We start from the raw sequence: 21984 nt of genomic DNA on the forward strand, positions 1-21984 counted from the left end.
GCGGCCCAGCCGAGCTGCCGGTACCCGCCGCGGAAGTAGAGGAGCGGGCGGCCGCCCGGGTCGGGCACCACGGCCTCCAGGACGCGGCCCAGCAGCAGCGTGTGGTCACCGGCGGGTATCCGCTGCTCCGTGCGGCACTCGACGGTGGCGAGCGCGCCGTCGATCAGCGGCGCCCCGCTGAACGGGCCCCGGTGGTGCGGCGCGTCGGCGAACAGCAGCCGGTCGCTGAGCCGGCCCTTCATGGCGAACCGCGAGCCGAGCGCCTTCTGCCCCTCGGAGAGCAGCGAGACGGCCCAGGTCTCGGCGCGGGAGAGCACCTCGTCCATCCGGGAGTCCTCGCGGACCGAGATCAGCACCAGCGGCGGTTCCAGCGACACGGACAGGAACGAGGTCGCGGTCATGCCGACGTCCTCGCCGTCGTCCGGGTCGTGGACGGTCACCAGGCTCACGCCCGAAGCGAGCTGGGAGAGTGCCGCCCGGAACTCATCGGGCGTGGCTTGGGTGGCAGCTTCCGGCTGCGGGGACGAGTACACGTACCGCACGGTAGTCGCCGCGAGCCGTGAACGGCATCGGGCCGTGGTCGTAGGACCACCGTTGCAGAAGTCACGGTTCGCGGCCGCGCTCACCCCCAGGAGTGAAGGCAGGGGGCCTGCCGGCCGTCCGGAGGCTTCAGTGCGCGACCAATGCGGCCGACCACCGGAAATGTTCCGATAAAGCCTTATGTCCCGCTCTGGGGCGGATGAGCTGAATAAAGGCGCATAAGTCTCGTGTGATTTAAGTCACAAGTGATGGCCTATTGCTGACCGAGCGTGCCGAACGCTGTGCTCCCTGTGATTCAGTTCTTCTGGCAATCGGACGATAACCATTCAAGAACTATCCGAAGCAGCCGGGGAGCCCCCGCATGGAAGCCGAGTCGGAGCCCTACGTCCGTCTCGCGACCCTCCGCACCTTGCACCGGGTCGTGGCGGACCTCAACGCTGCCCGCAGCCTGGCGGGCACGCTGCAGGCCGTCGTCGAGGGTGCGGTGCACGGGCTCGGGTTCGACGCCGCCGCGGTGAGTCTGGTCCGGCCGGACGGCGACCTGGTGGTGGCGGCCGTCTGGGAGCTGGAGGAGAGCGCCATGGGCGGCCCCTCCGTACTGCTGGGGCAGGTCGGCTCGCGCGAGTCCTGGGACCGGCTGCTCGGCGTCAGCGACCACTGGGGCACGCTCCGCTTCCTCCCCTACGACCGCGGCTGGGCCGTGGCCAGCGACATCCCGCGCTGGATCGGCGACGGGCCGATGCCGGTCTACGCCAACGACTGGCACCCCGCCGACGGCCTGCTCGCCCCGATGTACAGCGCCGGCGGCGACCTGCTCGGCGTCCTCTCGGTGGACCGCCCGCGCAGCGGCAAACGGCCCGGGGCCTGGACCCGCGAGGCGCTGGAGATGTTCTCGCTGCAGGCCTCGATCGCGATCGGCAACGCCCGGCTGCGGGCCGAGATGCAGCGGGCGCTGGCCCGCCTCGAGAAGGAGCAGCAGGCACTGCGGGCCAGCGAGGAGAGCTTCCGCCAGGCCTTCGAGTACGCCCCCAGCGGGATGGCCATCACCGAACTGCACGGGGCCGGGCGCGGCCAGCTGACCAGGGTCAACGACGCGCTCTGCCGGCTGCTCGGCCGCCCGCGGGCGGTGCTGCGCCAGCAGAGCTTCGCCGACCTCGTCCACCCCGACGACCGCGCCCTGCTGGAGCGGACCAGCGCCGAGAGCGGTCGGGCCGAGCTGCGGCTGTCCCGGCGCGACGGCGGCTACCAGTGGGTCTGCCTGCGCAACTCGATCGTCGCCGACGCGGCGGAGGGGCCGAGCTTCCTGCTCACCCACGTCGAGGACATCGAGGACCGCAAGCGACACGAGCTCCAGCTCGCCCACCGGGCCAGCCACGACGCGCTGACCGGCCTCCCGAACAGCGCCGAGCTGAAGGCCCGGCTGGCCCGCCGGCTCTGTCCCGAGCCGCAGAACACGGGCGCCGCCGGACCCGGCGACGGATCCCACCCGCAGCCGTACGGCGGCCACCGGCCCGACCCCTACGCCGGGTTCGACGGCCCGGACGGCGCGGAGTCGCGCGCCGAGCCGGTGCACCACTACGGCGCCGAGGGCTACCCGCCGCCGGCCGCGCCCGACGCCCCGCTCGGTTACGGCGAGCACGTCCACGCGGTGGTCCCGGCCGACCACGCCGTCGGCGGCGACGTCTGGTCCGGCCCCTTCCGCTCGGGCGGGGCCGCACCGGTCGACAAGGGCCTCGCCGTCATTTTTTGTGACCTGGACGGGTTCAAGTCGATCAACGACCGGTTCGGCCACAACGCCGGCGACGCCGTCCTGGTCGAGGTGGCCCGTCGGCTCAGCCAGGCCGTCCGGGACGGCGACACGGTGGCCCGCCTCGGCGGCGACGAGTTCGTGGTGCTGGCCGACGGCATCGGGCGGGAGGAGGCCAAGGACCTCGCTCACCGGCTGCGCAACGCGATCATCCCGCCGATGCGGATCGACGGCCGGGCGATGCGGGTCGGCGTCAGCCTCGGCATCGGCTGGGCGGGCTGCGGGATGAGCATCGAGGAGGTGCTGCACACCGCCGACGAGCGGATGTACGACGAGAAGCGGGCCCGGGGCGGGGCGGTGCGCGGAGCCCGCGGCGAGCGCTCGCACCGGCGGGCCGGCTAGCGGCGCGCCCGGACAAAGCTACCGGCGAGTTGTCAAGGCTTCTTTTCGAAGGACCCGAGGCGGCAGGTAGGGTGCCCGGGTACGAGCGACACCACGAGCGCCGCCGGCACGGTTGCCAGGCGGCGCGACCGCGATGGGGGAGTTGACCACCGTGACGACCGCCGGCAGCAACGGAGTGCCCGAGGGCCCGGAGGGCGGTGCCCCACAGGACGACGACCCCTTCGGCTACCTCTACCGTCCGGCCGACGGCGGCGCCGCGCAGCCGGCCGAGCCGCAGCAGGGCGTGCCGCGCACGCCGTACAGCCGCCCGGTGGAGGTCGGCCGGGCGCAGTACGGGCAGCACTCCTACCCGCAGCAACGCCAGCAGCCCTACCCGCCGCAGCAGCCGGCCCACCCGCAGGGCCGCCCCTACCCGCCGCAGGCCGAGTTCGGCGGTGCGCCCACCCAGCAGGCCCGGTACGCCGAGCACTCCCGGCCGCAGCCGGGGGAGGAGCGGCCGAGCAGCGGCCGGAGCAAGGGCGCGGTGATCGGCGCGGTTGCGGTGGTCGCGGCCATCGCGATCGGCGCGGGCATCGCGTTGTCGACCGGGGGCCAGGACGGCGGCGAGAAGACCGCCAGGAGCGCCAGCCAGACCGCCGCGCCGCCGGCCCCGAGCGGCACGACCGGCGGCACCCCGCCGGCCTCCGGCTCCGCCTCGCCGTCGGCCAGCGCCTCCGGGGCGTCCGCCCTGGGTGCGGTCGACGCGGCGCAGCTGCAGGGCCAGAACGCGCCCGCCGGGAACACCGTCAAGGGCGCCAAGTCGGCGGACGGCGGCTACCTGACGCTCCAGCCGGGCGGCTCGGTCAGCTGGACCGGCGAGGTGGCCGCGGCCGGCACCTACAAGTTCACCGTGCACTTCAACAACCCGGGCGGCGACGTCAAGGCCGCGGCGAGCGTGAACGGCAAGGACTGGCCGAGCGGGCTGTCCTTCCGGAACTACTCGCCGGGCAAGGAGCCCGCCTCGTCCTGGTACACGACGTACATAACGCCGGCGCTGCAGGCGGGGTCGAACACCATCACGATCTCCGGCCCGGCGGGCGGGACGGTCCTGATCGACCAGGTGGTGCTGGAGGCGGCCTGATCCGCCCCGTACCCGGCGACGGCCGCCCGCTCCCCGCGCGAGGGGGGACCGGGCGGCCGTCGCCGTCGGAGCGTCAGGCCGCCGCGACCCGGGCGAACGCGTCGCCGCCGACGACCCACTCGCCGCGGCGCATCACGGCCACCAGGTCGTAGCCCGCGGAGTCGAGCACGACCAGGTCGGCCTGCTTCCCGGGCTCCAGCGAGCCGACCCGGTCGGCGAGGCCGAGCAGCCGCGCCGGGGTGGCCGAGAGCGATTCGACGGCCTGGCCGAGCGTCAGCCCGTTGACGGTGACCGACCGCTTGAAGGCCACGTCCAGGGTGAGCGTGGAACCGGCGATCGCGCCGCCCTCGACCAGCCGGGCGACGCCGTCCTTGACCTCGACCTGGAGCGGGCCGAGCGGGTAGAGCCCGTCGCCCATCCCCGCCGCCCCCATCGCGTCCGTGATCAGCGCGACCCGCGCCGCCCCCGCCGTCCCGTACGCCAGGTCGAGCACCGACGGATGCAGGTGCACCCCGTCGTTGATCAGCTCCACCGTGACCCGCTCGTCCTCCAGCAACGCCACGATCGGACCCGGCGCCCGGTGCGCGATCCCCGGCATCGCGTTGAACAGGTGCGTCGCCACCGTCGCCCCCGCCTCCACCGCCTCCAGCGTCCGCCCGTAGTCCGCATCGGTGTGCCCCACCGCCGCCACCACCCCCAGCTCCGCCAGCATCCGCACCGACTCCAGCCCACCCGGCAGCTCCGGCGCCAGCGTCACCATCCGCGCCCGCCCCCGCGCCGCGTCCACCAGCTTGCGCACCAGAGCCGGATCCGGATCCCGCAGCAGATCCGGACGGTGCGCACCGCACCGGTTGTGCGAGATGAACGGCCCCTCGAAGTGGATCCCGGCCAGCACGCCGTCCTCCACCAGCTCCGACAGCACCGCCGCCTGCCGCGCCACCTCGTCGATCTCCCCGGTCACCGTCGAGGCCATCGTCGTCGTCGTCCCGTGCTCCAGGTGGGTGCGCGCCACCCGCAGCGCCTCCTCCGCGACCCCCGACGCGTACGACGCACCCCCACCGCCGTGCACGTGCAGGTCCACGAACCCCGGCACCACCGTGAACCCCGACAGATCCAGGTCCCCCGGCGCCACCGCGCCGCCGACACCGGCCACCACCGCGCCCTCCACCACCAGACGGCCGTCCTCGACCACCCCGGACGGAAGGACCAGCCGGGCGCCGGACAGTGCAGTACGGTCCGCGACAGTCACGCGGCCACCTCCATCGAGAGCAGGTCCCAGGCGAGCAGTCCGGCGCCCAGGGACGCGGCGGTGTCTTTGAGCATGGCGGGTACGACCTCGGGGGGCATCTGGAAGGTCAGCCGCTCGGCGACGGCCGCGCGCAGGGGGGTGAAGAGGGTGTCGCCGGCCTCGGCGAGGCCGCCGCCGACGATCACGGTGGACGGGTCGAGCAGGCTCTGGGCGAGCACGATCCCGTCCGCGAGGGCGTCCACCGCGTGCTGCCAGACCGCGGCCGCGCGGGCGTCCCCGGCGTCCACCGCGACGGCGCAGGATGCCGCGTCGGCGTCGGGGTCCCCACTGGCCCCGGCCCAGGCGCGGGAGACGGCGGAGGCGGAGGCGAGGGTCTCCAGGCAGCCGCGGGCGCCGCAGCCGCAGGGCGGGCCGCCCGGGCGGACCACGACGTGGCCGATCTCGCCGCCGTAGCCGTGGGCCCCGGCCTCGATCCGGCCGTCGATGCCGATGGCGCCGGCGATGCCGGTGCCGAGGGCGATGAACAGGAAGCGGTCGACACCGCGCCCGGCCCCGAGCCGGCCCTCGGCCAGGCCGCCCGAGCGCACGTCGTGGCCGAGGGCGACCGGCATCGCGGCGCCGCCCGGCCCGGCCAGGCGCGCGCCCAGCAGCTCGCGCAGCGGGAGGTCGCGCCAGCCGAGATTGGCCGAGAAGACGGCGATGCCGTTCTCCTCGTCGATCGTCCCCGGGACGGCGACCCCCGCCGCCAGCGGCGCGACGCCGAAACGGCTGCGGCCCTCGTCCGCCAGGTCGGCGGCGAAGTCGAGGATGGCGGCGACGACGGCTTCCGTGCCGTGCTCCCGCCCGGTCGGTCGGCGTGCTTCGAACAGCACGGAGCCGTCCTGGGCGAGCAGCGCGGCCTTCATGCCGGTGCCGCCTACATCGAGTGCGATGACGTGCTTCACGGAGGACAGTTTCCCTTGGCCAGGTCGGAGAGGTCTAGTCCAGTTGTCGGATTGGTCTGGTCCAACTGGGGTGAGCTTTGTCGCAGATCCATGGGGTGTGCGGCACTTTGCGCGCGCCCCGCACGGCCGGGTTCGCCCCGGTTCGCAGCCGGGCGTTGCGCATCGCGCAACGACCCCCGCACTTCGGTAACTACCCGTCGCGCACCGCCCGGAGGTCTGGACCACTGTGCCGGAGGTTTGGCAGGGTGGCGGCCTCCCCGCCGGATTTCCCCCCGTCCGGCCGGTTTCCTCCCCCCCCGAAGGCGGTACCCGCGTTGAACAGGCGTGCCCAGGCTCCCACCCGGCTGCTCGGCGCCGCGCTGGCCGGAGTGCTGTTGCTCACCGGCTGCGGCGGCCAGGGCGACCGGACGGTCACCCTCAAGCTGGTGGCGGCCGACTACGGCGAGGACGCGGCCACCAGCTCCAAGCTCTACTGGGAGGACGTGGCCCGCCGCTTCCAGACCGCCAACCCGGATGTCAGGGTCGACGTCGAGGTGGTCGGCTGGACGGACATCGGCAAGCGGGTCGCCGACCTGGTGGGCAGCGGCAGGTCGCCCGACCTGGTGCAGACCGGCGGCTTCGCCGACCAGGCCGCCGCCGACCGGCTCTACCCCGTCGCCGACGTGCTCTCGCTGGACACCCAGGCCAACATGATGGAGTCGTTCAGCCACGCCGGGCAGGTGCTCGGCACGCAGTACGGCATCCCGTTCGTCTCCTCTTCGCGGGTGCTGTTCTACAACAAGGCGGTCTTCCAGAAGGCCGGCATCACCCAGCCGCCGGCCACCTGGAACGAACTGCGGCAGGCCGCCGAGAAGATCCGGGCGAAGGTGCCCGGGGTCGTGCCGTACGGGCTGCCGCTGGGGCCCGAGGAGGCGCCGGCCGAGTCGATGCTGTGGACGCTGAGCGGCGGCGGGAGCCTCTCCGACGACGTCGGCAACTACACCATCGACAGTGCCCAGAACCAGGCCACGTTCGGGTGGCTGCGGAGCAACCTGGTCGAGACGAAGCTGACGTACCCCGAGCCGGGCAGGATGAACCGCACCCCGGTGTTCACCGACTTCGCGGCCGGCAAGGTGGCGATGCTCAACGGACACCCGACGCTGCTGCGGATGGCCGCCAACGCCAAGGTCGACTTCGGCACGGCGCCGATCCCGCGGAAGGACGGCCTGGCCAGGACTGCGAGCCTCGGCGTGGCGGACTGGATGATGGCGTTCAGGGCGAACGGGCACAAGAACGAGATCCGCAGGTTCCTCTCCTTCGTCTACGCCAAGGAGAACCAGCTCAAGTTCGACGAGGCCTACAACCTGCTGCCGGTCACCCAGGACGCCTTCACCGAGATGACCAGGGCCGGCGGCCGGCACGAGGACCTGAAGCAGTTCGCGGCCGGGCTGGCCAACGCCAGCTTCTACCCGTTCGGGGACCCGGCCTGGGCCGAGGTCAGCAACCGCATCAAGACGGGGATCGGCGGGGCCGTGACCGGCGACCCCAAGCAGGTCCTGGAGGGACTGCAGGAGGCCGCGGTCAAGGAAGCGGCCCGGGTCCGCAGGTGAGGGGGGTCCCGAGCCGCGCGGTGGGCGTCAGAGACTGATCGCGTAGGCCTTGCGGAGCGTCTCGTGGATCGTCCAGGTCGTGCGGTCGCCGGCGCGCAGGACGCCGCAGTCGCCCGGGCCGACGTGGAGCGTCGGGCCGTCCTCGACCTCGATGGTGGCCCGGCCGCTGAGCACCACGAACATCTCGTCGGCCTCCACGTCGGTGACCACACCCGGGGTGATCTGCCAGATCCCGCGGAGCTGGCGGCCGTCGGCGGACTCGGAGAGCACGCGGCCGGAGACCTCGGGGGTGCCGGAGACGATCTGGGCCGGGTCGAGCGGGTCGGGTTCGAGCTCGGCGGCGGGGATGTGCAGGGCGTAGCTGGGCGTCGTGGCGGTCATGGGGTCGACGCTAGCCGGGGACGCCCCCGGCCGCGGGGCGCAGAGTGTGTCGGGTCCGCGGGGCAGAATGACACTCCGTAGTGGTGGGCGGAGGTGTGGCTCGTGGCCGGCACGGGTGGACTGGGTGAGCGGGACCTGGCGGTACTGGAACTGGAAGGCCGCCAGTGGCGGACGGCCGGGGCGAAGGAGCGGGCCATCCGGGAGGAGCTCGGCCTCTCCAGCACCCGCTACTACCAGCTGTTGAACGCGCTGCTGGACCGGCCGGAGGCGCTGGCCCACGCTCCGGTCCTGGTGAACCGGCTGCGCCGGATCCGGGACGCCCGCCGGGCCGCCCGGTAGCACGAGTCCGGGTGCGGTCGCGGGGGTAGGGTCCGGGCATGGGCCTTGAGCAGAGTGTGCTGTCGACCACCGATGCCGGGCGCGCGGGCCTGGCGGAGATCCTCCGGGCGCCGCAGGACGCGGTGGTCGCACTGGACTTCGACGGGACGCTGGCGCCGATCGTGGCCGACCCCGCGTCCGCACGGGCGCACCCGGACGCGCCCGGGGCACTGGCCGCCCTGGCGCCGCGGGTCGGGTCGATCGTGGTGGTGACCGGTCGGCCGGCCGCGCTGGCGGTGGAGTACGGCGGCCTGGACGCGCTGACCGGTGTGGTGGTGCTCGGCCACTACGGCGCCGAGCGCTGGGAGGCGGGGGAGCTGACCGCCCCACCGGTGCACCCGGGGGTCGAGCGGGCCCGGGCCGGGCTGCCCGGGGTCCTGGCGGAGTCGGGGGCGCCGGCCGGGACGTGGGTGGAGGACAAGGGGCGGTCGCTGGCGGTGCACACGCGGCGCACGGAGGCACCCGAGGAGACGCTGGCTCTGCTGCGTGCGCCGGTCGAGGCGCTGGCCGAGGCCCACGGACTGGTGGTGGAGCCGGGCCGGCTGGTGCTGGAGCTGCGTCCGCCGGGCGTCGACAAGGGCGCTGCGCTGACCGGTTACCTGCGCGAGCGCGGAGCGCGCTCGGTGCTGTACGCGGGGGACGACCTGGGCGACCTGGCGGCCTTCGACGCGGTGGAGCGGCTGCGCGGCGAGGGCATGGCGGGGCTGCTGGTCTGCAGCGGCACGGTGGGCGACGCGCCGGTGAAGGAGCTCGCCGACCGGGCCGACCTCGTGGTGGCGGGCCCGGCGGGCGTGGTGGAGCTGCTGACGGAGCTCGGCACGGCGCTCGGCGCGGAAGGCTGAGCGGCGCGCCGATCCGGTCCGATCGGCGCGCCGTCCGGTCCGCCGGTCAGCGCAGCGCGTCCAGCTGGTCGAGGAACCACTGCTGGGGCGGCAGCGCGGTGGCCGCGGCGGCGAGCCGCTTGGTGCGGTCGGAGCGCTCGTCCACGGCCATGGTGAGCCCGGCATGCAGCGCGTCGGCGGTGGCGATCACGTCGTAGGGGTTGACGCTCAGCGCGTCCTCGCCGAGCTCGGCGTGGGCGCCGGCCTCGCGGGAGAGGACGAGCGCGCAGCCCCGGTCGGAGACCACCGGCACCTCCTTGGCGACCAGGTTCATGCCGTCGCGGATCGGGTTGACCAGGGCGACGTCGGCCAGCCGGTAGGCGGCGAGCGAGCGCGGGAAGTCGTCGTCGACGTGCAGGAGCAACGGCTGCCAGGAGTCCGTGCCGAACTCGGTGTTGATCTCCGCGGCCAGTTCCCGGACCCGTGCGGTGTAGTCGCGGTACTCGGCGAGGTCGGTCCGCGAGGGATAGGCGAAGGCGATGTGGACGACGCGGTCGTGCCACTCCGGGCGGGTGCGGAGCAGGTGCCGGTAGGCCTGGAAGCCGCGGACGATGTTCTTGCTCAGCTCGGTGCGGTCGACCCGGACGACGGTGCGGCGGTCGCCGACGGCCTCGCGCAGCGCGGCGAGCCGCTCCTCGACGTCCGGGCGGTGGGCGCGCTCGCGCAGGAAGTCGGCGTCCGCCCCGAGGCCGTGGACGCCGAGGCGGGTGGTGCGGCCCGCGTGGGTGACGGTGAGGGCCTCCCGGTCGACCTCGGCGCCGAGCACCTCGGCGCAGCACTCGGCGAAGGCGAGCGCCCAGCGGCGGGTCAGGAAGCCGGCCCGGTCGGCACCGAGGACGCCGGTCAGGACGGCCTCGGCGACGTCGTCGGGCAGCAGCCGGAAGTACTCGGGCGGGGCCCAGGGGGTGTGCGAGAAGTGGCCGATCCGCAGGTCCGGCCGGGCGGCGCGGAGCAGGGCGGGGGCCAGCGAGAGGTGGTAGTCCTGCACCAGGACGGCCGCTCCCGGGGCGGCCTCGGCGGCCAGCGCCTCGGCGAACGCGGCGTTGTAGGCGGTGTACGCCTGCCACTCGGTGCGGAAGCCGGCGTCGAAGGCGGGGGCCGTGGGGGTGGCGTAGAGCAGGTGGTGGACGAACCAGAGGGTCGAGTTGGCCACGCCGTTGTACGCGCGGGCGAAGGTCTCCGGGTCTATGTCCAGCATCCGCACCGCCTGCCCGCCGACGTCGTGGCCGGCCCGGTCGAGGCGGCCGTCCGGGGCCTCCCGGGCGGCCCGGCGGTCCGCGGCGCCGAGGGCCGCGCAGACCCAGACGGCGTCGGGGTCGCCGATCGCGGAGAGCCCGGAGACCAGGCCCCCGCCGCCCCGGCGGAGGGCCAGCGTGCCGTCCTCCGCCGTGCTGAACGACACCGGTCCCCGATTGGAGGCCACCAGGACCGGAGCGGTGCCGGTCGAATTCGAACGCTCGGTCGTGAGATCGCCCATGATGGGTAGGTTGCCGGGGGCCCGGGGCCGCAAACCCCTCAGCGCGGCAGGTGGCGACCCGCGTACTCGGGGACGGTGTGCATCGGGGGCCGCTCCAGGGCCGTGACCGGGTGGGTGTGCGCGGTGAACTCCCTGGTCTCCGGGTCCCGGGTGAACTGGGTGAGCAGCGGGTGCACCAGGTCGGCGGAGGCCTTGAGCCGGTGCGTCCGGTCGAGCCGTTCGAGTGCCGTGCGGTAGATGGTGGCGGCCATCCGGCCGAGGGCCTGGCCGTCCTGGTGGCGGTGGTGGCGCACCCCGACGTCCACCTGGGCCAGCGCGTCCAGGCCGACGGTCTCCAGTGCGTCGACCAGCAGGCCCAGCTCGACGCCGTAGCCGGTGGGGAAGGGCAGGCGTTCGAGCAGCGAGCGGCGGGCCGCGTACTCGCCGCCGAGCGGCTGGACGAAACCGGCGAGTTCCGGCCAGTGCAGGTTCAGCAGGGGGCGGGCGACCAGTTCGGTGACCCGGCCGCCGCCGGACGGGACCACCGCGGCGTCCCCCGCGGCGGAGTCGCTCGGCGTCACTTCGAGCGGCCGGTCGTACATGGCCTTGACCAGCTGGATCCCGGGGTCGGTGAGCAGCGGCCCGACGATGCCGGAGACGAAGGCCGGGTCGAACTCCCGCAGGTCGGCGTCGATGAAGCAGACGATCTCGCCGCGGGTGACCAGCAGCGAGCGCCAGAGCACCTCGCCCTTGCCGGGGGCGGCGGGCAGCCGGGGGAGGATCCCGTCCCGGTGGACCACCCGGGCTCCGGCGGCGGCGGCCACGGCGGCGGTGCCGTCGGCGGAGCCGGAGTCGACCACGACGAGCTCGTCGACCAGCGGCAGGCGCTCCATCAGCTCCCGGCGGACCGTCCGGACGATGTCGCCGACCGTGGCCTCCTCGTCCAGCGCGGGCAGCACGACGCTGACGCTGCCCGCGCGGCCGGCGGCCCGCTTGGCCTCCAGCAGGGTGTGCACCGGACGGTCGGCCGCGCTCCACGAGCGGCGGCGCAGCCAGGACGCCGCCTGCGGGACGAGCTCGGGTGTCGGGTCGGCGGGCACGGGTCTCTCCTCGGCGGGATCGGGTGGAGCGGATCGGGTGGATCGGTCGGGTGGAGCGGATCGGGTGGAACGGGCCATCTCGCGTGGCGGACGGTCCCGTTCAAGCTTCACGCCTTCGGATACAGTCTTCGTACAGCGGTCGGACCTTCGCACGCCGGGGTCGCCGCTGAGCAGGACCGACAACTTCACAGAGCTCATCCAGAGGGACTGAGGGAACGGCCCGTTGACGTCCCGGCAACCTTCTCGCGCGGCTGTCGTCACAGGCCCCGGCGGGACAGGTGCCAATTCCGGCCTGTGGCGCAACCGCGCCGCGGGGAAGATGAGGAGAGAGGCCTCCGCCACCATGGCTATCGACACAGCCGCACCCGTCAGCACCGTTGACCTCGGCCCCGCCGCCGCGCTGTCCTGTCGCGAGTGCGGCACCCGCTTCCCGCTCGGCCCCAGCTTCGCCTGCCTGGAGTGCTTCGGGCCGCTGGAGATCGCGTACGACTTCGGGAGCGAGGGCGCCGAGGCGCTGCGGAAGCGGATCGAGTCCGGTCCGGCCTCGATCTGGCGCTACGCCCCGCTGCTGCCGGTGCCGGCCGACGTCGCCACCAAGCCGAACCTGAACCCCGGCTGGACCCCGCTGGTCAAGGCGGACAACCTGGGCCGCGAGCTCGGCTTCACCGCGCAGCTGCACATCAAGGACGACTCCGGCAACCCGACCCACTCCTTCAAGGACCGCGTGGTCGCCTGCGCGATCGAGGCCGCGCGGGCCTTCGGCTTCACCACGCTCTCCTGCTCCTCGACCGGCAACCTGGCCGGCGCGGTGGGCGCCGCGGCCGCCCGGGCCGGCTTCAAGTCCTGCGTGTTCATCCCGCACGACCTGGAGCAGGGCAAGGTCGTCATGGCCGGTGTGTACGGCGGCGAGCTGGTCGGCATCGAGGGCAACTACGACGACGTGAACCGCTTCTGCTCGGAGCTGATCGGCGACCCGGCCGGCGAGGGCTGGGGCTTCGTCAACGTCAACCTGCGCCCGTACTACGGCGAGGGCTCCAAGACGCTGGCGTACGAGATCTGCGAGCAGCTGGGCTGGCGCCTGCCGGAGCAGATCGTCGTCCCGATCGCCTCGGGATCCCAGCTGACGAAGATCGACAAGGGGCTGCGGGAGCTGGTGAGGCTCGGCCTGGTCGAGGACCGCCCGTACAGGATCTTCGGGGCCCAGGCCGAGGGCTGCTCGCCGGTGTCGGCGGCGTTCAAGGCCGGCCACGACGTGATCCGCCCGGTCAAGCCGGACACCATCGCCAAGTCGCTGGCGATCGGCAACCCGGCCGACGGGCCGTACGTGCTGGACATCGCCCGGCGCACCGGCGGCGCGGTCGAGGACGTGACGGACGCCGAGGTGGTGGCCGCGATCAAGCTGCTGGCCCGCACCGAGGGCATCTTCGCCGAGACCGCCGGCGGCGTCACCGTCGGCGTGCTGAAGAAGCTGGTCGAGACCGGACAGCTGGACCCGGCCAAGGAGACCGTCGCGATCAACACCGGCGACGGCCTGAAGACGCTGGACGCCGTCTCCGACGCCGGGATGACCGCCGTCATCCGCCCGACGCTGGCCTCGTTCCGCGACGCCGGCCTCGCCTCCGCCTGACCCACCCCCAGCTAGGAGAAGCCCCCCATGAGCGCGAACGTCCGCATCCCGACCATCCTGCGCACCTACACCGGCGGCGCCGCCGAGGTGAGCGCCGAGGGCGCCACCCTGGGCGACGTCATCGCCGACCTCGACCGGAACCACGCCGGGATCGCCGCGCGCATCCTGGACGACACCGGCAAGCTGCGGCGTTTCGTCAACGTCTACGTCAACGACGACGACGTGCGGTTCGCGGAGGGCCTGGCCACCGAGATCAAGGACGGCGCGAGCGTCTCGATCATTCCGGCGGTGGCGGGCGGCTGCTGAGCCGTCCGGCCGCGGAGTCGGCCGCCCCGGGACGGAATTCCGCCCCGGGGCGGCCGGTCGTATTTTGGCGGGAATATTCGCGGTCCCAGTCGGAGTAGAGTGTGGCTCGACCGGGAACGGGGGCTCCCCTCCCCTCGTACCGGTGGTCGAATCCGTCCGCGCCCGCACCGCCGTTTCCCGTCCGGCCGCTGAGACCGCCGGCCGCTCCGCCGCCGTGAAACATGTCAGGCCGATGTCAGAATTCTCGAGGGGATTTGGGTAATTCGTCCGCTATGTCCGGCGTGAATTGCGGCGTTCCTTCCGATTCCGTCGGATCTGCCCCTTGGCGGGCCCGGTGAATTCACGGCGATTGGGCCTGTTGCAGAGGGCGTCGATCCGGATACATTCAGCCGCGGTCGACGCAATCGCCCGTGCACCGGACACCGTCCGGTGGTCTCGGCGGGGATTGCGGCGTGCACGGCTGTGCCCAGGGGGGGTTCCCCGGGCCGGCCTCAACCAGACCCGCACCCGCAGACCCGCGGGCGCGTGAAGGGCCAGCACAGCACTAGGGGAGTTCGGAATGGCTCAGGGCACCGTCAAGTGGTTCAACGCGGAGAAGGGTTACGGCTTCATCGCGGTCGACGGTGGTGCGGACGTCTTCGTCCACTACAGCGCGATCCAGATGGACGGCTACCGCACCCTTGAGGAGGGCCAGCGGGTCGAGTTCGAGATCTCTCAGGGGCAGAAGGGCCCGCAGGCGGACATGGTCCGCGCGGCGGTCTGACCTTTCCGACACCCAGGAGTTCGGCTCGGCCCATCGGCTGGTGCACCTCTTGCTTCGCGGCGGGCCCGCACGACACGCGTCGTGCGGGCCCGCCGCCGTGTCCGGGCGTGATGGGAGGCGCGGCGCAGGGGGGAGCGCGGCGTGGTGGGGAGCGTGGCGCGGGCCCCGGGCGGGCCCGGCGCAGCGGTGCGGCGCGGCTCGCGGGTTCGCGATTGGGCTTGCACTCGCCTACCCGGAGTGCTAATCATTGGCGTTAGCACTCACAGCGTGAGAGTGACAGCGGACCGGGTCGGTGAGGCCCCCGGGAGCGGTAGGGGAAAGGACCCCCGCACACCAGGGCCGTCCGTCGCGGGCACCCCTTGGTCCGAGCAGTCGACCGTGTCCCGGAGGACCACTTCTGATGGCCAAGATCATCGCCTTTGATGAGGAAGCTCGCCGCGGCCTTGAGCGTGGCATGAACCAGCTCGCCGACGCAGTGAAGGTCACGCTCGGCCCCAAGGGTCGCAACGTCGTGCTGGAGAAGAAGTGGGGCGCCCCCACGATCACCAACGACGGTGTCTCCATCGCCAAGGAGATCGAGCTCGAGGACCCCTACGAGAAGATCGGCGCGGAGCTCGTCAAGGAGGTCGCCAAGAAGACCGACGACGTCGCGGGTGACGGCACCACCACCGCCACCGTGCTGGCCCAGGCGCTCGTCCGCGAGGGTCTGCGCAACGTCGCCGCCGGCGCCAACCCGATGGCCCTGAAGCGCGGTATCGAGAAGGCCGTCGCCGCCGTCTCCGACCAGCTGCTGGCCCAGGCCAAGGACGTGGAGACCAAGGAGCAGATCGCCTCCACCGCCTCCATCTCCGCCGCCGACACCCAGATCGGCGAGCTCATCGCCGAGGCCATGGACAAGGTCGGCAAGGAAGGCGTCATCACCGTCGAGGAGAGCAACACCTTCGGTCTGGAGCTGGAGCTCACCGAGGGCATGCGCTTCGACAAGGGCTACATCTCCGCCTACTTCGCCACCGACCTGGAGCGGATGGAGGCGACCTTCGAGGACCCCTACATCCTCATCGCCAACTCCAAGATCGGCTCGGTCAAGGACCTGCTCCCGCTGCTGGAGAAGGTCATGCAGAGCGGCAAGCCGCTCGTCATCATCGCCGAGGACGTCGAGGGCGAGGCCCTGTCGACCCTGGTCGTGAACAAGATCCGCGGCACCTTCAAGTCCGTCGCCGTCAAGGCCCCGGGCTTCGGCGACCGCCGCAAGGCCATGCTCGGCGACATCGCCATCCTCACCGGTGGCACCGTGATCTCCGAGGAGGTCGGCCTCAAGCTGGAGAACGCCGGCATCGACCTGCTGGGCACCGCCCGCAAGGTGGTCATCACCAAGGACGAGACCACCATCGTCGACGGTGGCGGCGACAGCGAGCAGGTCGCGGGCCGCGTGAACCAGATCCGCGCCGAGATCGAGAACAGCGACTCGGACTACGACCGCGAGAAGCTCCAGGAGCGCCTCGCCAAGCTGGCCGGCGGCGTGGCCGTCATCAAGGCCGGCGCGGCCACCGAGGTGGAGCTCAAGGAGCGCAAGCACCGCATCGAGGACGCCGTCCGCAACGCCAAGGCCGCCGTCGAGGAGGGCATCGTCGCCGGTGGTGGCGTCGCCCTGCTGCAGGCCGGTGTCGCCTTCGAGAAGCTGGAGCTGGAGGGCGACGAGGCCACCGGTGCCAACATCGTGAAGGTCGCGCTGGAGGCCCCGATCAAGCAGATCGCGACCAACGCCGGCCTCGAGGGTGGCGTCGTGGTGGAGAAGGTGCGCAACCTCCCCGCCGGTCACGGCCTGAACGCCGCCACCAACGAGTACGTCGACCTGGTCGCCGAGGGCATCATCGACCCGGCCAAGGTCACCCGCTCCGCGCTGCAGAACGCCGCCTCCATCGCGGCGCTCTTCCTCACCACCGAGGCCGTCATCGCCGACAAGCCGGAGAAGGCCGCTGCGGCCGCCGGCGGCGGCATGCCGGGCGGTGACATGGACTTCTGATCCCTCGCCGGATCGGTCAAGTCTTCGATCGCACGGGCGGTTCCCTTCGGGGAACCGCCCGTGCGGCGTTCTCTGGGAGAATGGACGGATGGCTTCCGCAGATGACATCGAGACGGCGCTGCACAGCGCGCGGGCACTGATCCTGGCCGACCTGACCGCCCGGGACGTGGCGGACGCCGCCGTGGTGTCGCTGGTCGAGAAGGCGGTGACGCACCGGCGCTGGTGGCTGGAGCAGTGGCCGGACGGCACCGAGTACGTGCTCGGGCTGGTCGCCCAGGACGTCCAGGACGCCCTGCTGGAGGCGTACGGCCGCTGGCCGCTCTGTGCCGCGTGCGCGGCGGAGGGGGATCCGCACGCGCTCAGCGTGGAGCCCGAGCTGGGGCCGGACCCGCACTGGGTCTGCGGCAAGGAGGGCGCGGTGGTCGCGCCCGTCGGGCGGCTCGCCTGAGGCACCCGGCCGGGCCCGTTCGCGTGAAGCCGTCCGCCCGGGCCCGATCGCGTGAAGCCGTCCGCCCGGGCCCGTTCGCGTGGAGGCACGCGTCCGGGCCCGTTCGCATGAGGCCGGCCCCGCCGGGCCGGTCCGGGTGAGGCGCTAACCCTCCAGTGCCCCGAGCTCGGTGCCGAGGTTGGCCCGGGCCCGGGCGTCGAACCGCTCGTGGGCGGCAGGGGTCCGGTAGAGCGCGGGGAGCGCCAGCAACTGCCGCAGGACCGCGGCCCGGCCGGCCCGGAAGTCCGGTTCCGGGACGAAGGCGTACTCCGCCCGCACGGCCGCCGCATAGCCGGCGTACGCCTCCGGGGCGCCGCCGAGGACGGCGAGGTCCGCGTCGCAGAGCACCTCCCCGTCGCGGTCGCCCGGCTCGGGCCGGTGGGTGACGGTGAGCCGGACCAGCCGGACCACTTCGGCCACCCGCTCCTCCGACAGGCCCGCCTCGGTGAGGGCCCGGGCAGCGAGGGCGGCACTGCGCTCCTCGTTCTCGGAGCGGTCCGGCCGGTAGACGGCGTCGTGGAACCAGGCCGCCAGCCGGACGGTGTCCGGGTCCGTGGCGTGCGCGGCCAGCGCGTCCACGTGGTCGAGCACCGCCCGCAGGTGGTCGGTGGTGTGGTAGCGCCGCTGCGGCTCGGCCCAGCGGCGCAGTAGCTCGCGGCCGTAGGGCTCCGGGTCGCCGCTCGCGCCGCAACGGCGGAGCAGGGAGGTCCAGTCGGCGAGCAGGTCTCGGTCGGGCATGGAGGCCATTCTGCTGGGTACGGGCGGTCGATCTGACGATTCCTCTGGACTGTATATGTCGTCGACCGGTATATGTAGTCCCATGACAGAACGAGCCATGCAGGAGCCGACGCTGCTCCTGCTCACTGCGCTGGCCGATGCGCCCAGGCACGGCTACGCGCTCATCCAGGAGGTCGCCGCGATCTCCGAGGGCCGGGTCAGGATGCGGACCGGCACGCTCTACGGCGCCCTGGACCGGCTGCTCCAGCAGGGCCTGATCGAGGTCGCCGCCGAGGAGGTCGTCGACGGCCGGGCCCGCCGCACCTACGCGCTCACCGGCGGTGGGCGGGAGGTGCTGGCCGCCGAGGCCGAGCGACTGCGCGCCGTCGCCGAGGAGGCCCAGCGCCGGCTGGCCGTCGCCGTTGTCCGTCCGAGGGTCAGGGGGGCCTTCGCATGACCGATGTGACCTTGAGGGCCGCCCTGCGGCTCTACCCGGCCCGCTACCGCCGGGAGCGGGCCGACGAGATCGCCGCCGTCTTCGCCGACACCACGGCGGGCGCCGGGCGGCTGGCCACCGCGCGGGAGGCCTTCGACCTCGCGGCGTACGGCCTGCGCGTCCGGACCGGGTTGACGTCCACCTCGCCGGGCGGGCGGTTGGCGGCGCTGACGGCGCCGCTCGCCGCCGGCGCGTCGGCCGGGATGGCCGCCGCCTACCATCTCGTCGGGCACTCCTGGCTGCAGATCGAACTCCCCGGCTCGGCCGGGGACGTGCCGTTCTTCCTGGCCGTGGCGGCGATGACCGCGCTGCCGCTGCTCGGGGCGGTCGCCGCCCTGTTCGGGCGGTGGTCGGCCGCGCGGATCCTGGCCGGCGGAACGGCGCTCGCGGTGCTGGCGCACCTCCTCCTCCTGGCGGTGGTCACGGAGCCATGGGGTGGGGTCTGGGTGACCATGTACGCGTTCCAGTTCGAGGGCGCCTTCCTGCTCTGGAGCCTGGTGCAGCTCGCCGCTCCCCGGGACGTCCTGCCGTCGCCCGCCTGGCGGGAGTGGTGCCTGGTGCTGGTGTCGGCGATCGCGGCCCCGACCGCGGCCGTTTCGATCGACGCCTACGCCTCCTGGAGCACGATCGATCCGCTGTGGCGGGGTCTGATGGTCGGCGTGCCGCTGTTCATGGCGCTGGCGGCACTGCGCCGCTGGTACGTGGTCGCGGTGCCCGGGCTGGCCGCGCTCCCCTGGACGTTCAGCGCCAACCTCCACGGGCTCTGGCAGCAGGCCGGCGGGATCACCAGGCTGTTGCCGGCGGCCGTGCTGGCGGTGGCCGCGATGGTCGGAGTGCTCATGCTGCGCCGGCCGACCGGCGGGGCGGCTCCGGGTGACGGGGGCCGGCAGCCGGCGTGATCCGGCGGGTGGCCCGGCGGATCGGCGGGGTGGGTGTCGCCGGGGGCGTCGCGGTGTGGCAGTCTACCGATATGTCTAGACCAATTTTCGAAGTCATCGCGCTGACGCCCCAGGACGCCCAGGCCGCCGAGTCGGGCGGCGCCGACCGGCTCGAACTGGTCACGGACATGGCCGCCGACGGTCTCACCCCGTCCGTCGAGGACTTCGCCGGGATCCGCGCCGCGGTGGAGCTCCCGCTCCGCGTCATGCTCCGCCTGCGGGACGGCTTCACCCCGGGCGACCTGGACGGGCTCTGCGCCCGCGCCGACGCCCTGCGGGCCGAGGGCGCCGAGGAGTTCGTCTTCGGTTTCCTCGACCCCGACGGCGGTGTCGACCTGGCCGCCACCGCGGCCGTCGCCGAGGCGGTGGCCGGCTGCCGCTGGACCTTCCACCGGGCGCTCGACCACAGCGCCGACCGGGCCGCCGTCCGCGCCGCCGTCGGCGCCCTGCCCGGCCTCGACACCTTCCTCACCTCCGGCGCGGCCGGCGGGGTGGACGCCGGCCGGGACGTCCTGCTGGCCGAGCTGGAGCGGGCCGGTGAGCCCGGGTACGGCCAGCGCATCCTGATCGGCGGCGGGCTGCGGGCGGAGCACGTGCCGGGGCTGCGGGCGGCGGGCTTCGACGCCTTCCACGTCGGCGGCGCGGTGCGCCCCGACGGGTGGCGGTCGCCGGTGGACGCCGGCAGGGTCGCCGAGTGGCGGTCGCTGATCGATGGCTGAGCGTGAGAGCGCCGACGGCTGAGCGATCGGTGGCCCGCGGCTCGGAGCGGAGGGGACCGGCACGGGCCGGTCCCCTCCGCGCGTCCGGCCCCGGCCGCGCGTGCGGCGTCAGGCCAGCTGCGCGGGCAGCGGCTCGGCGTGCAGCACCGCGAGCCCGGAGACCGCACGGGTGAGGGCCACGTACAGCCGGCGCAGCCCGGTGCGCTCGTCCGGCTCGCCGGCGACCACCGCGGCCGGCTCGTCCAGGACCACGTAGTCGTACTCCAGACCCTTGGCCAGCGAGGCCGGGACGAGGGTCAGCCGGGCCTCGGCGCTGGTCTCGGTGCCGGGGGCGAGGTACGGCAGGCCGGCCTCGGTCAGCGCCTCGGCCAGCACCGGGACGCGGGCGTCGGCGGCGATCAGGCCGGTCGACCCCTCGCGCTCCAACGCCCGGCGGCAGGCCTCGACCACCGCCTTCTCCAGCCCGTCCGCCGGGACCGGGGTGACGGCCAGCGAGCCGGGCGCCTCGCGGACGGAGCTCGCCGGTGCCAGGCCGGGGGCGATCGCCGGCAGCAGCCGGGAGGCGTAGGCGATGACCTCCTCGGGGACGCGGAAGCCCTTGGTCAGCTCCTCGATGTGGGCGGCCGGCTTGCCCAGGTGGTGCAGGGCGTCCGGCCAACTCGCCGTCGCCCACGGAGTGGTGCCCTGGGCGAGGTCGCCGAGGACGGTCGCCGAGCCGGTGGTGCAGCGGCGGCCGACCGCGCGGTACTGCATGGGGGAGAGGTCCTGCGCCTCGTCCAGCACCACGTGGCCGAGCGAGGGCGTGCGCTGCACCAGGTCGGTCGCCTCGTCCACCAGGACGGCGTCGGCCTGGGTCCAGCGGGCCGTCCTCACCGAGCGGCCGGGCTTCGGCCAGAGCACCACCGCCTGCTCCTCGGGGGTGAGGACGCCCTCCGCGCACGTGGCCAGGAACTCCGGGTCGGAGAGCAGCCGCAGCACCAGCTTGGCCGGCTCGACCAGCGGCCAGCACTCCTTGACCACCGCCTTGACCGCGGCGTTGCGGGCCACCGCGTCCTGCACCCGGTCGTCCGGGGCCTCGCCGCCCTGCTCCATCTTCAGCAGCACGGCGTGCGCGATCCGCTGCGGCAGGGCGTCCCGGGCCGCCCCGTAGCGGATCTCACGTCCCTTCAACTCCTTGATGATCTCGACCAGTTCGTAGGCCGGGACGCGCCAGCGCCGGGAGCCGCGGACCACCACGCAGGGCTCGGTGGGCAGCCGGATGCCCGACCGGACCGCGCGGCGCAGCACCTCCGCCATCCGGGCGTCGCCCTTCAGCCGGGCCGCCTCCGCGGTGTCCTCGCCGCGCACCTCGACGTGCGCGACCAGCTGCTGCACGGTGGCCTGGGCCACGTCCAGCTCGCCGAGCGCGGGAAGCACCTGCTCGATGTACGAGAGGAAGGCGTTGTTCGGGCCGATCACCAGCGTGCCGGTGCGGGCCAGCCGCTCGCGGTGCGCGTACAGCAGGTACGCCACGCGGTGCAGGCCGACGGCGGTCTTCCCGGTGCCGGGGGCGCCCTGGACGCAGACCGTGCCGCCGATGTCGGCGCGGACGATCTCGTCCTGTTCGGGCTGGATGGTGGCCACGATGTCGCGCATCGGGCCGACGCGGGGCTTCTCGATCTCGGCGGCGAGCAGTGCGGAGGCGGTGTCCGACTCCGCGGGGTCGGTGAGGTGCTCGTCCTCGTAGGCGGTGAGCTCGCCGCCGGTGTAGCCGAAGCGGCGGCGGCGCTCGACGTCCATCGGTCGGGTGCGGCTGGCCCGGTAGAACGGCTGGGAGACCGGAGCGCGCCAGTCGATCACCATCGGGTCGCCGTCGGCGTCGTGGACGTGCCGGCGGCCGATGTAGAAGCTCTCGCCGCCGGAGCCCTCGGAGAGCTCCTCGCTGATCGCGTGCAGGTAGTCGAGGCGGCCGAAGAACAGCGGGGTGTGCGAGAGGTCGGCCAGGGCGGCGATCCGGGCCTCGATCTGGTTCTGCAGGACGAGGGCGGTGACCCAGGTGCCGGTCACGTCGCGGATGTCGAGCGACTGCACGTCCTCGCGCATGGCGCGCAGCGCGGCCCGGGAGGCGGCGAGGTGGTCGCG

Annotated in this window: 20 protein-coding genes, 1 pseudogene and 1 riboswitch; of the genes and pseudogenes, 13 read left to right on the forward strand and 8 right to left on the reverse strand. The window is 73.6% G+C overall.

The genetic code is table 11. The features are described from left to right. Positions 1 to 8: 8 nt before the first annotated feature. A pseudogene (locus tag MCM47_RS11995) lies at positions 9 to 542 on the reverse strand (flavin reductase family protein); the annotation flags it as partial. 359 nt (positions 543 to 901) lie between these two features. Between MCM47_RS11995 and MCM47_RS12000 the strand changes: the two are divergent. Next, the gene (locus tag MCM47_RS12000; RefSeq protein ID WP_238861194.1) at positions 902 to 2689 is read left to right on the forward strand and encodes a diguanylate cyclase; all 1788 of its coding nucleotides are present in this window, start codon (positions 902 to 904) and stop codon (positions 2687 to 2689) included. 142 nt (positions 2690 to 2831) lie between these two features. Continuing rightward, positions 2832 to 3809 (forward strand): hypothetical protein, encoded by a 978-nt coding sequence (locus MCM47_RS12005; protein WP_238861196.1) that lies wholly within the window; start codon positions 2832 to 2834, stop codon positions 3807 to 3809. A gap of 73 nt (positions 3810 to 3882) precedes the next feature. Here MCM47_RS12005 and nagA read toward each other — a convergent pair whose 3' ends face one another. Further along, the gene (gene nagA / locus MCM47_RS12010; RefSeq protein ID WP_238861199.1) at positions 3883 to 5058 is read right to left on the reverse strand and encodes an N-acetylglucosamine-6-phosphate deacetylase; all 1176 of its coding nucleotides are present in this window, start codon (positions 5056 to 5058) and stop codon (positions 3883 to 3885) included. Then, positions 5055 to 6002 (reverse strand): ROK family protein, encoded by a 948-nt coding sequence (locus MCM47_RS12015; protein WP_238861201.1) that lies wholly within the window; start codon positions 6000 to 6002, stop codon positions 5055 to 5057. Before MCM47_RS12015 ends, nagA begins: the two co-directional genes overlap by 4 nt. Positions 6003 to 6316: 314 nt before the next feature. On the opposite strand from MCM47_RS12015, the gene MCM47_RS12020 reads away from it, so the two are divergent. Beyond that, positions 6317 to 7591 (forward strand): extracellular solute-binding protein, encoded by a 1275-nt coding sequence (locus MCM47_RS12020; protein WP_238861203.1) that lies wholly within the window; start codon positions 6317 to 6319, stop codon positions 7589 to 7591. A gap of 27 nt (positions 7592 to 7618) precedes the next feature. Here the strand turns inward: MCM47_RS12020 and MCM47_RS12025 are convergent, their stop codons facing one another. Next, positions 7619 to 7972, reverse strand: coding sequence for a cupin domain-containing protein (locus MCM47_RS12025; protein WP_238861205.1), 354 nt, complete (start codon positions 7970 to 7972; stop codon positions 7619 to 7621). A 102-nt stretch (positions 7973 to 8074) separates the two neighbouring features. On the opposite strand from MCM47_RS12025, the gene MCM47_RS12030 reads away from it, so the two are divergent. Both MCM47_RS12030 and otsB read left to right on the forward strand, forming a co-directional pair. Beyond that, positions 8075 to 8311 (forward strand): DUF3263 domain-containing protein, encoded by a 237-nt coding sequence (locus MCM47_RS12030; protein WP_238861206.1) that lies wholly within the window; start codon positions 8075 to 8077, stop codon positions 8309 to 8311. A 38-nt stretch (positions 8312 to 8349) separates the two neighbouring features. Further along, on the forward strand, positions 8350 to 9192 hold the full coding sequence (gene otsB / locus MCM47_RS12035) for a trehalose-phosphatase (RefSeq protein WP_238861208.1): 843 nt from the start codon (positions 8350 to 8352) through the stop codon (positions 9190 to 9192). Between the two features lie 46 nt (positions 9193 to 9238). Here the strand turns inward: otsB and MCM47_RS12040 are convergent, their stop codons facing one another. Both MCM47_RS12040 and MCM47_RS12045 read right to left on the reverse strand, forming a co-directional pair. Further along, a complete protein-coding gene (locus tag MCM47_RS12040; RefSeq protein WP_238861210.1) occupies positions 9239 to 10708 on the reverse strand; it encodes a trehalose-6-phosphate synthase in 1470 nt (489 codons plus the stop codon). 38 nt (positions 10709 to 10746) lie between these two features. Continuing rightward, positions 10747 to 11787, reverse strand: a complete 1041-nt coding sequence (locus MCM47_RS12045; RefSeq protein WP_238861212.1) for a glucosyl-3-phosphoglycerate synthase — start codon at positions 11785 to 11787, stop codon at positions 10747 to 10749. 191 nt (positions 11788 to 11978) lie between these two features. Continuing rightward, a riboswitch (SAM riboswitch) is annotated at positions 11979 to 12113 on the forward strand. Between the two features lie 17 nt (positions 12114 to 12130). Between MCM47_RS12045 and thrC the strand changes: the two genes are divergently transcribed. From thrC to MCM47_RS12070, 5 genes are all read left to right on the forward strand, one after another. Next, positions 12131 to 13414: a threonine synthase gene (gene thrC, locus MCM47_RS12050; RefSeq protein ID WP_238861214.1), complete on the forward strand. Its 1284-nt coding sequence runs from the start codon at positions 12131 to 12133 to the stop codon at positions 13412 to 13414. A gap of 27 nt (positions 13415 to 13441) precedes the next feature. Then, positions 13442 to 13720: a ubiquitin-like small modifier protein 1 gene (locus tag MCM47_RS12055; RefSeq protein ID WP_238861216.1), complete on the forward strand. Its 279-nt coding sequence runs from the start codon at positions 13442 to 13444 to the stop codon at positions 13718 to 13720. Between the two features lie 559 nt (positions 13721 to 14279). Next, positions 14280 to 14483: a cold-shock protein gene (locus MCM47_RS12060; protein ID WP_030289665.1), complete on the forward strand. Its 204-nt coding sequence runs from the start codon at positions 14280 to 14282 to the stop codon at positions 14481 to 14483. A gap of 400 nt (positions 14484 to 14883) precedes the next feature. Further along, positions 14884 to 16506 (forward strand): chaperonin GroEL, encoded by a 1623-nt coding sequence (gene groL / locus MCM47_RS12065; RefSeq protein ID WP_238861218.1) that lies wholly within the window; start codon positions 14884 to 14886, stop codon positions 16504 to 16506. Between the two features lie 88 nt (positions 16507 to 16594). Beyond that, positions 16595 to 16954, forward strand: a complete 360-nt coding sequence (locus MCM47_RS12070; protein ID WP_238861220.1) for a hypothetical protein — start codon at positions 16595 to 16597, stop codon at positions 16952 to 16954. A 144-nt stretch (positions 16955 to 17098) separates the two neighbouring features. Here MCM47_RS12070 and MCM47_RS12075 read toward each other — a convergent pair whose 3' ends face one another. Next, positions 17099 to 17731, reverse strand: coding sequence for a hypothetical protein (locus MCM47_RS12075; RefSeq protein WP_238861222.1), 633 nt, complete (start codon positions 17729 to 17731; stop codon positions 17099 to 17101). Positions 17732 to 17813: 82 nt separating this feature from the next. Here MCM47_RS12075 and MCM47_RS12080 point away from each other — a divergent pair, with 82 nt between their 5' ends. The 3 genes from MCM47_RS12080 (at position 17814) to MCM47_RS12090 (ending at position 19863) form a co-directional block, all read left to right on the forward strand. After that, a complete protein-coding gene (locus tag MCM47_RS12080; protein WP_238861224.1) occupies positions 17814 to 18167 on the forward strand; it encodes a PadR family transcriptional regulator in 354 nt (117 codons plus the stop codon). Further along, entirely contained in the window at positions 18164 to 19105 is a 942-nt protein-coding gene (locus MCM47_RS12085; protein WP_238861226.1) for a hypothetical protein, read from the forward strand. Before MCM47_RS12080 ends, MCM47_RS12085 begins: the two co-directional genes overlap by 4 nt. A gap of 71 nt (positions 19106 to 19176) precedes the next feature. After that, positions 19177 to 19863, forward strand: a complete 687-nt coding sequence (locus MCM47_RS12090; RefSeq protein WP_238861228.1) for a copper homeostasis protein CutC — start codon at positions 19177 to 19179, stop codon at positions 19861 to 19863. 108 nt (positions 19864 to 19971) lie between these two features. Here the strand turns inward: MCM47_RS12090 and MCM47_RS12095 are convergent, their stop codons facing one another. Then, on the reverse strand, positions 19972 to 21945 hold the full coding sequence (locus tag MCM47_RS12095) for an ATP-binding domain-containing protein (RefSeq protein ID WP_238861468.1): 1974 nt from the start codon (positions 21943 to 21945) through the stop codon (positions 19972 to 19974). Positions 21946 to 21984 lie beyond the last annotated feature (39 nt).

Origin of the sequence: Kitasatospora sp. A2-31, from assembly GCF_022288725.1 — a bacterium.
In the GTDB taxonomy this organism is placed as follows: domain Bacteria; phylum Actinomycetota; class Actinomycetes; order Streptomycetales; family Streptomycetaceae; genus Kitasatospora.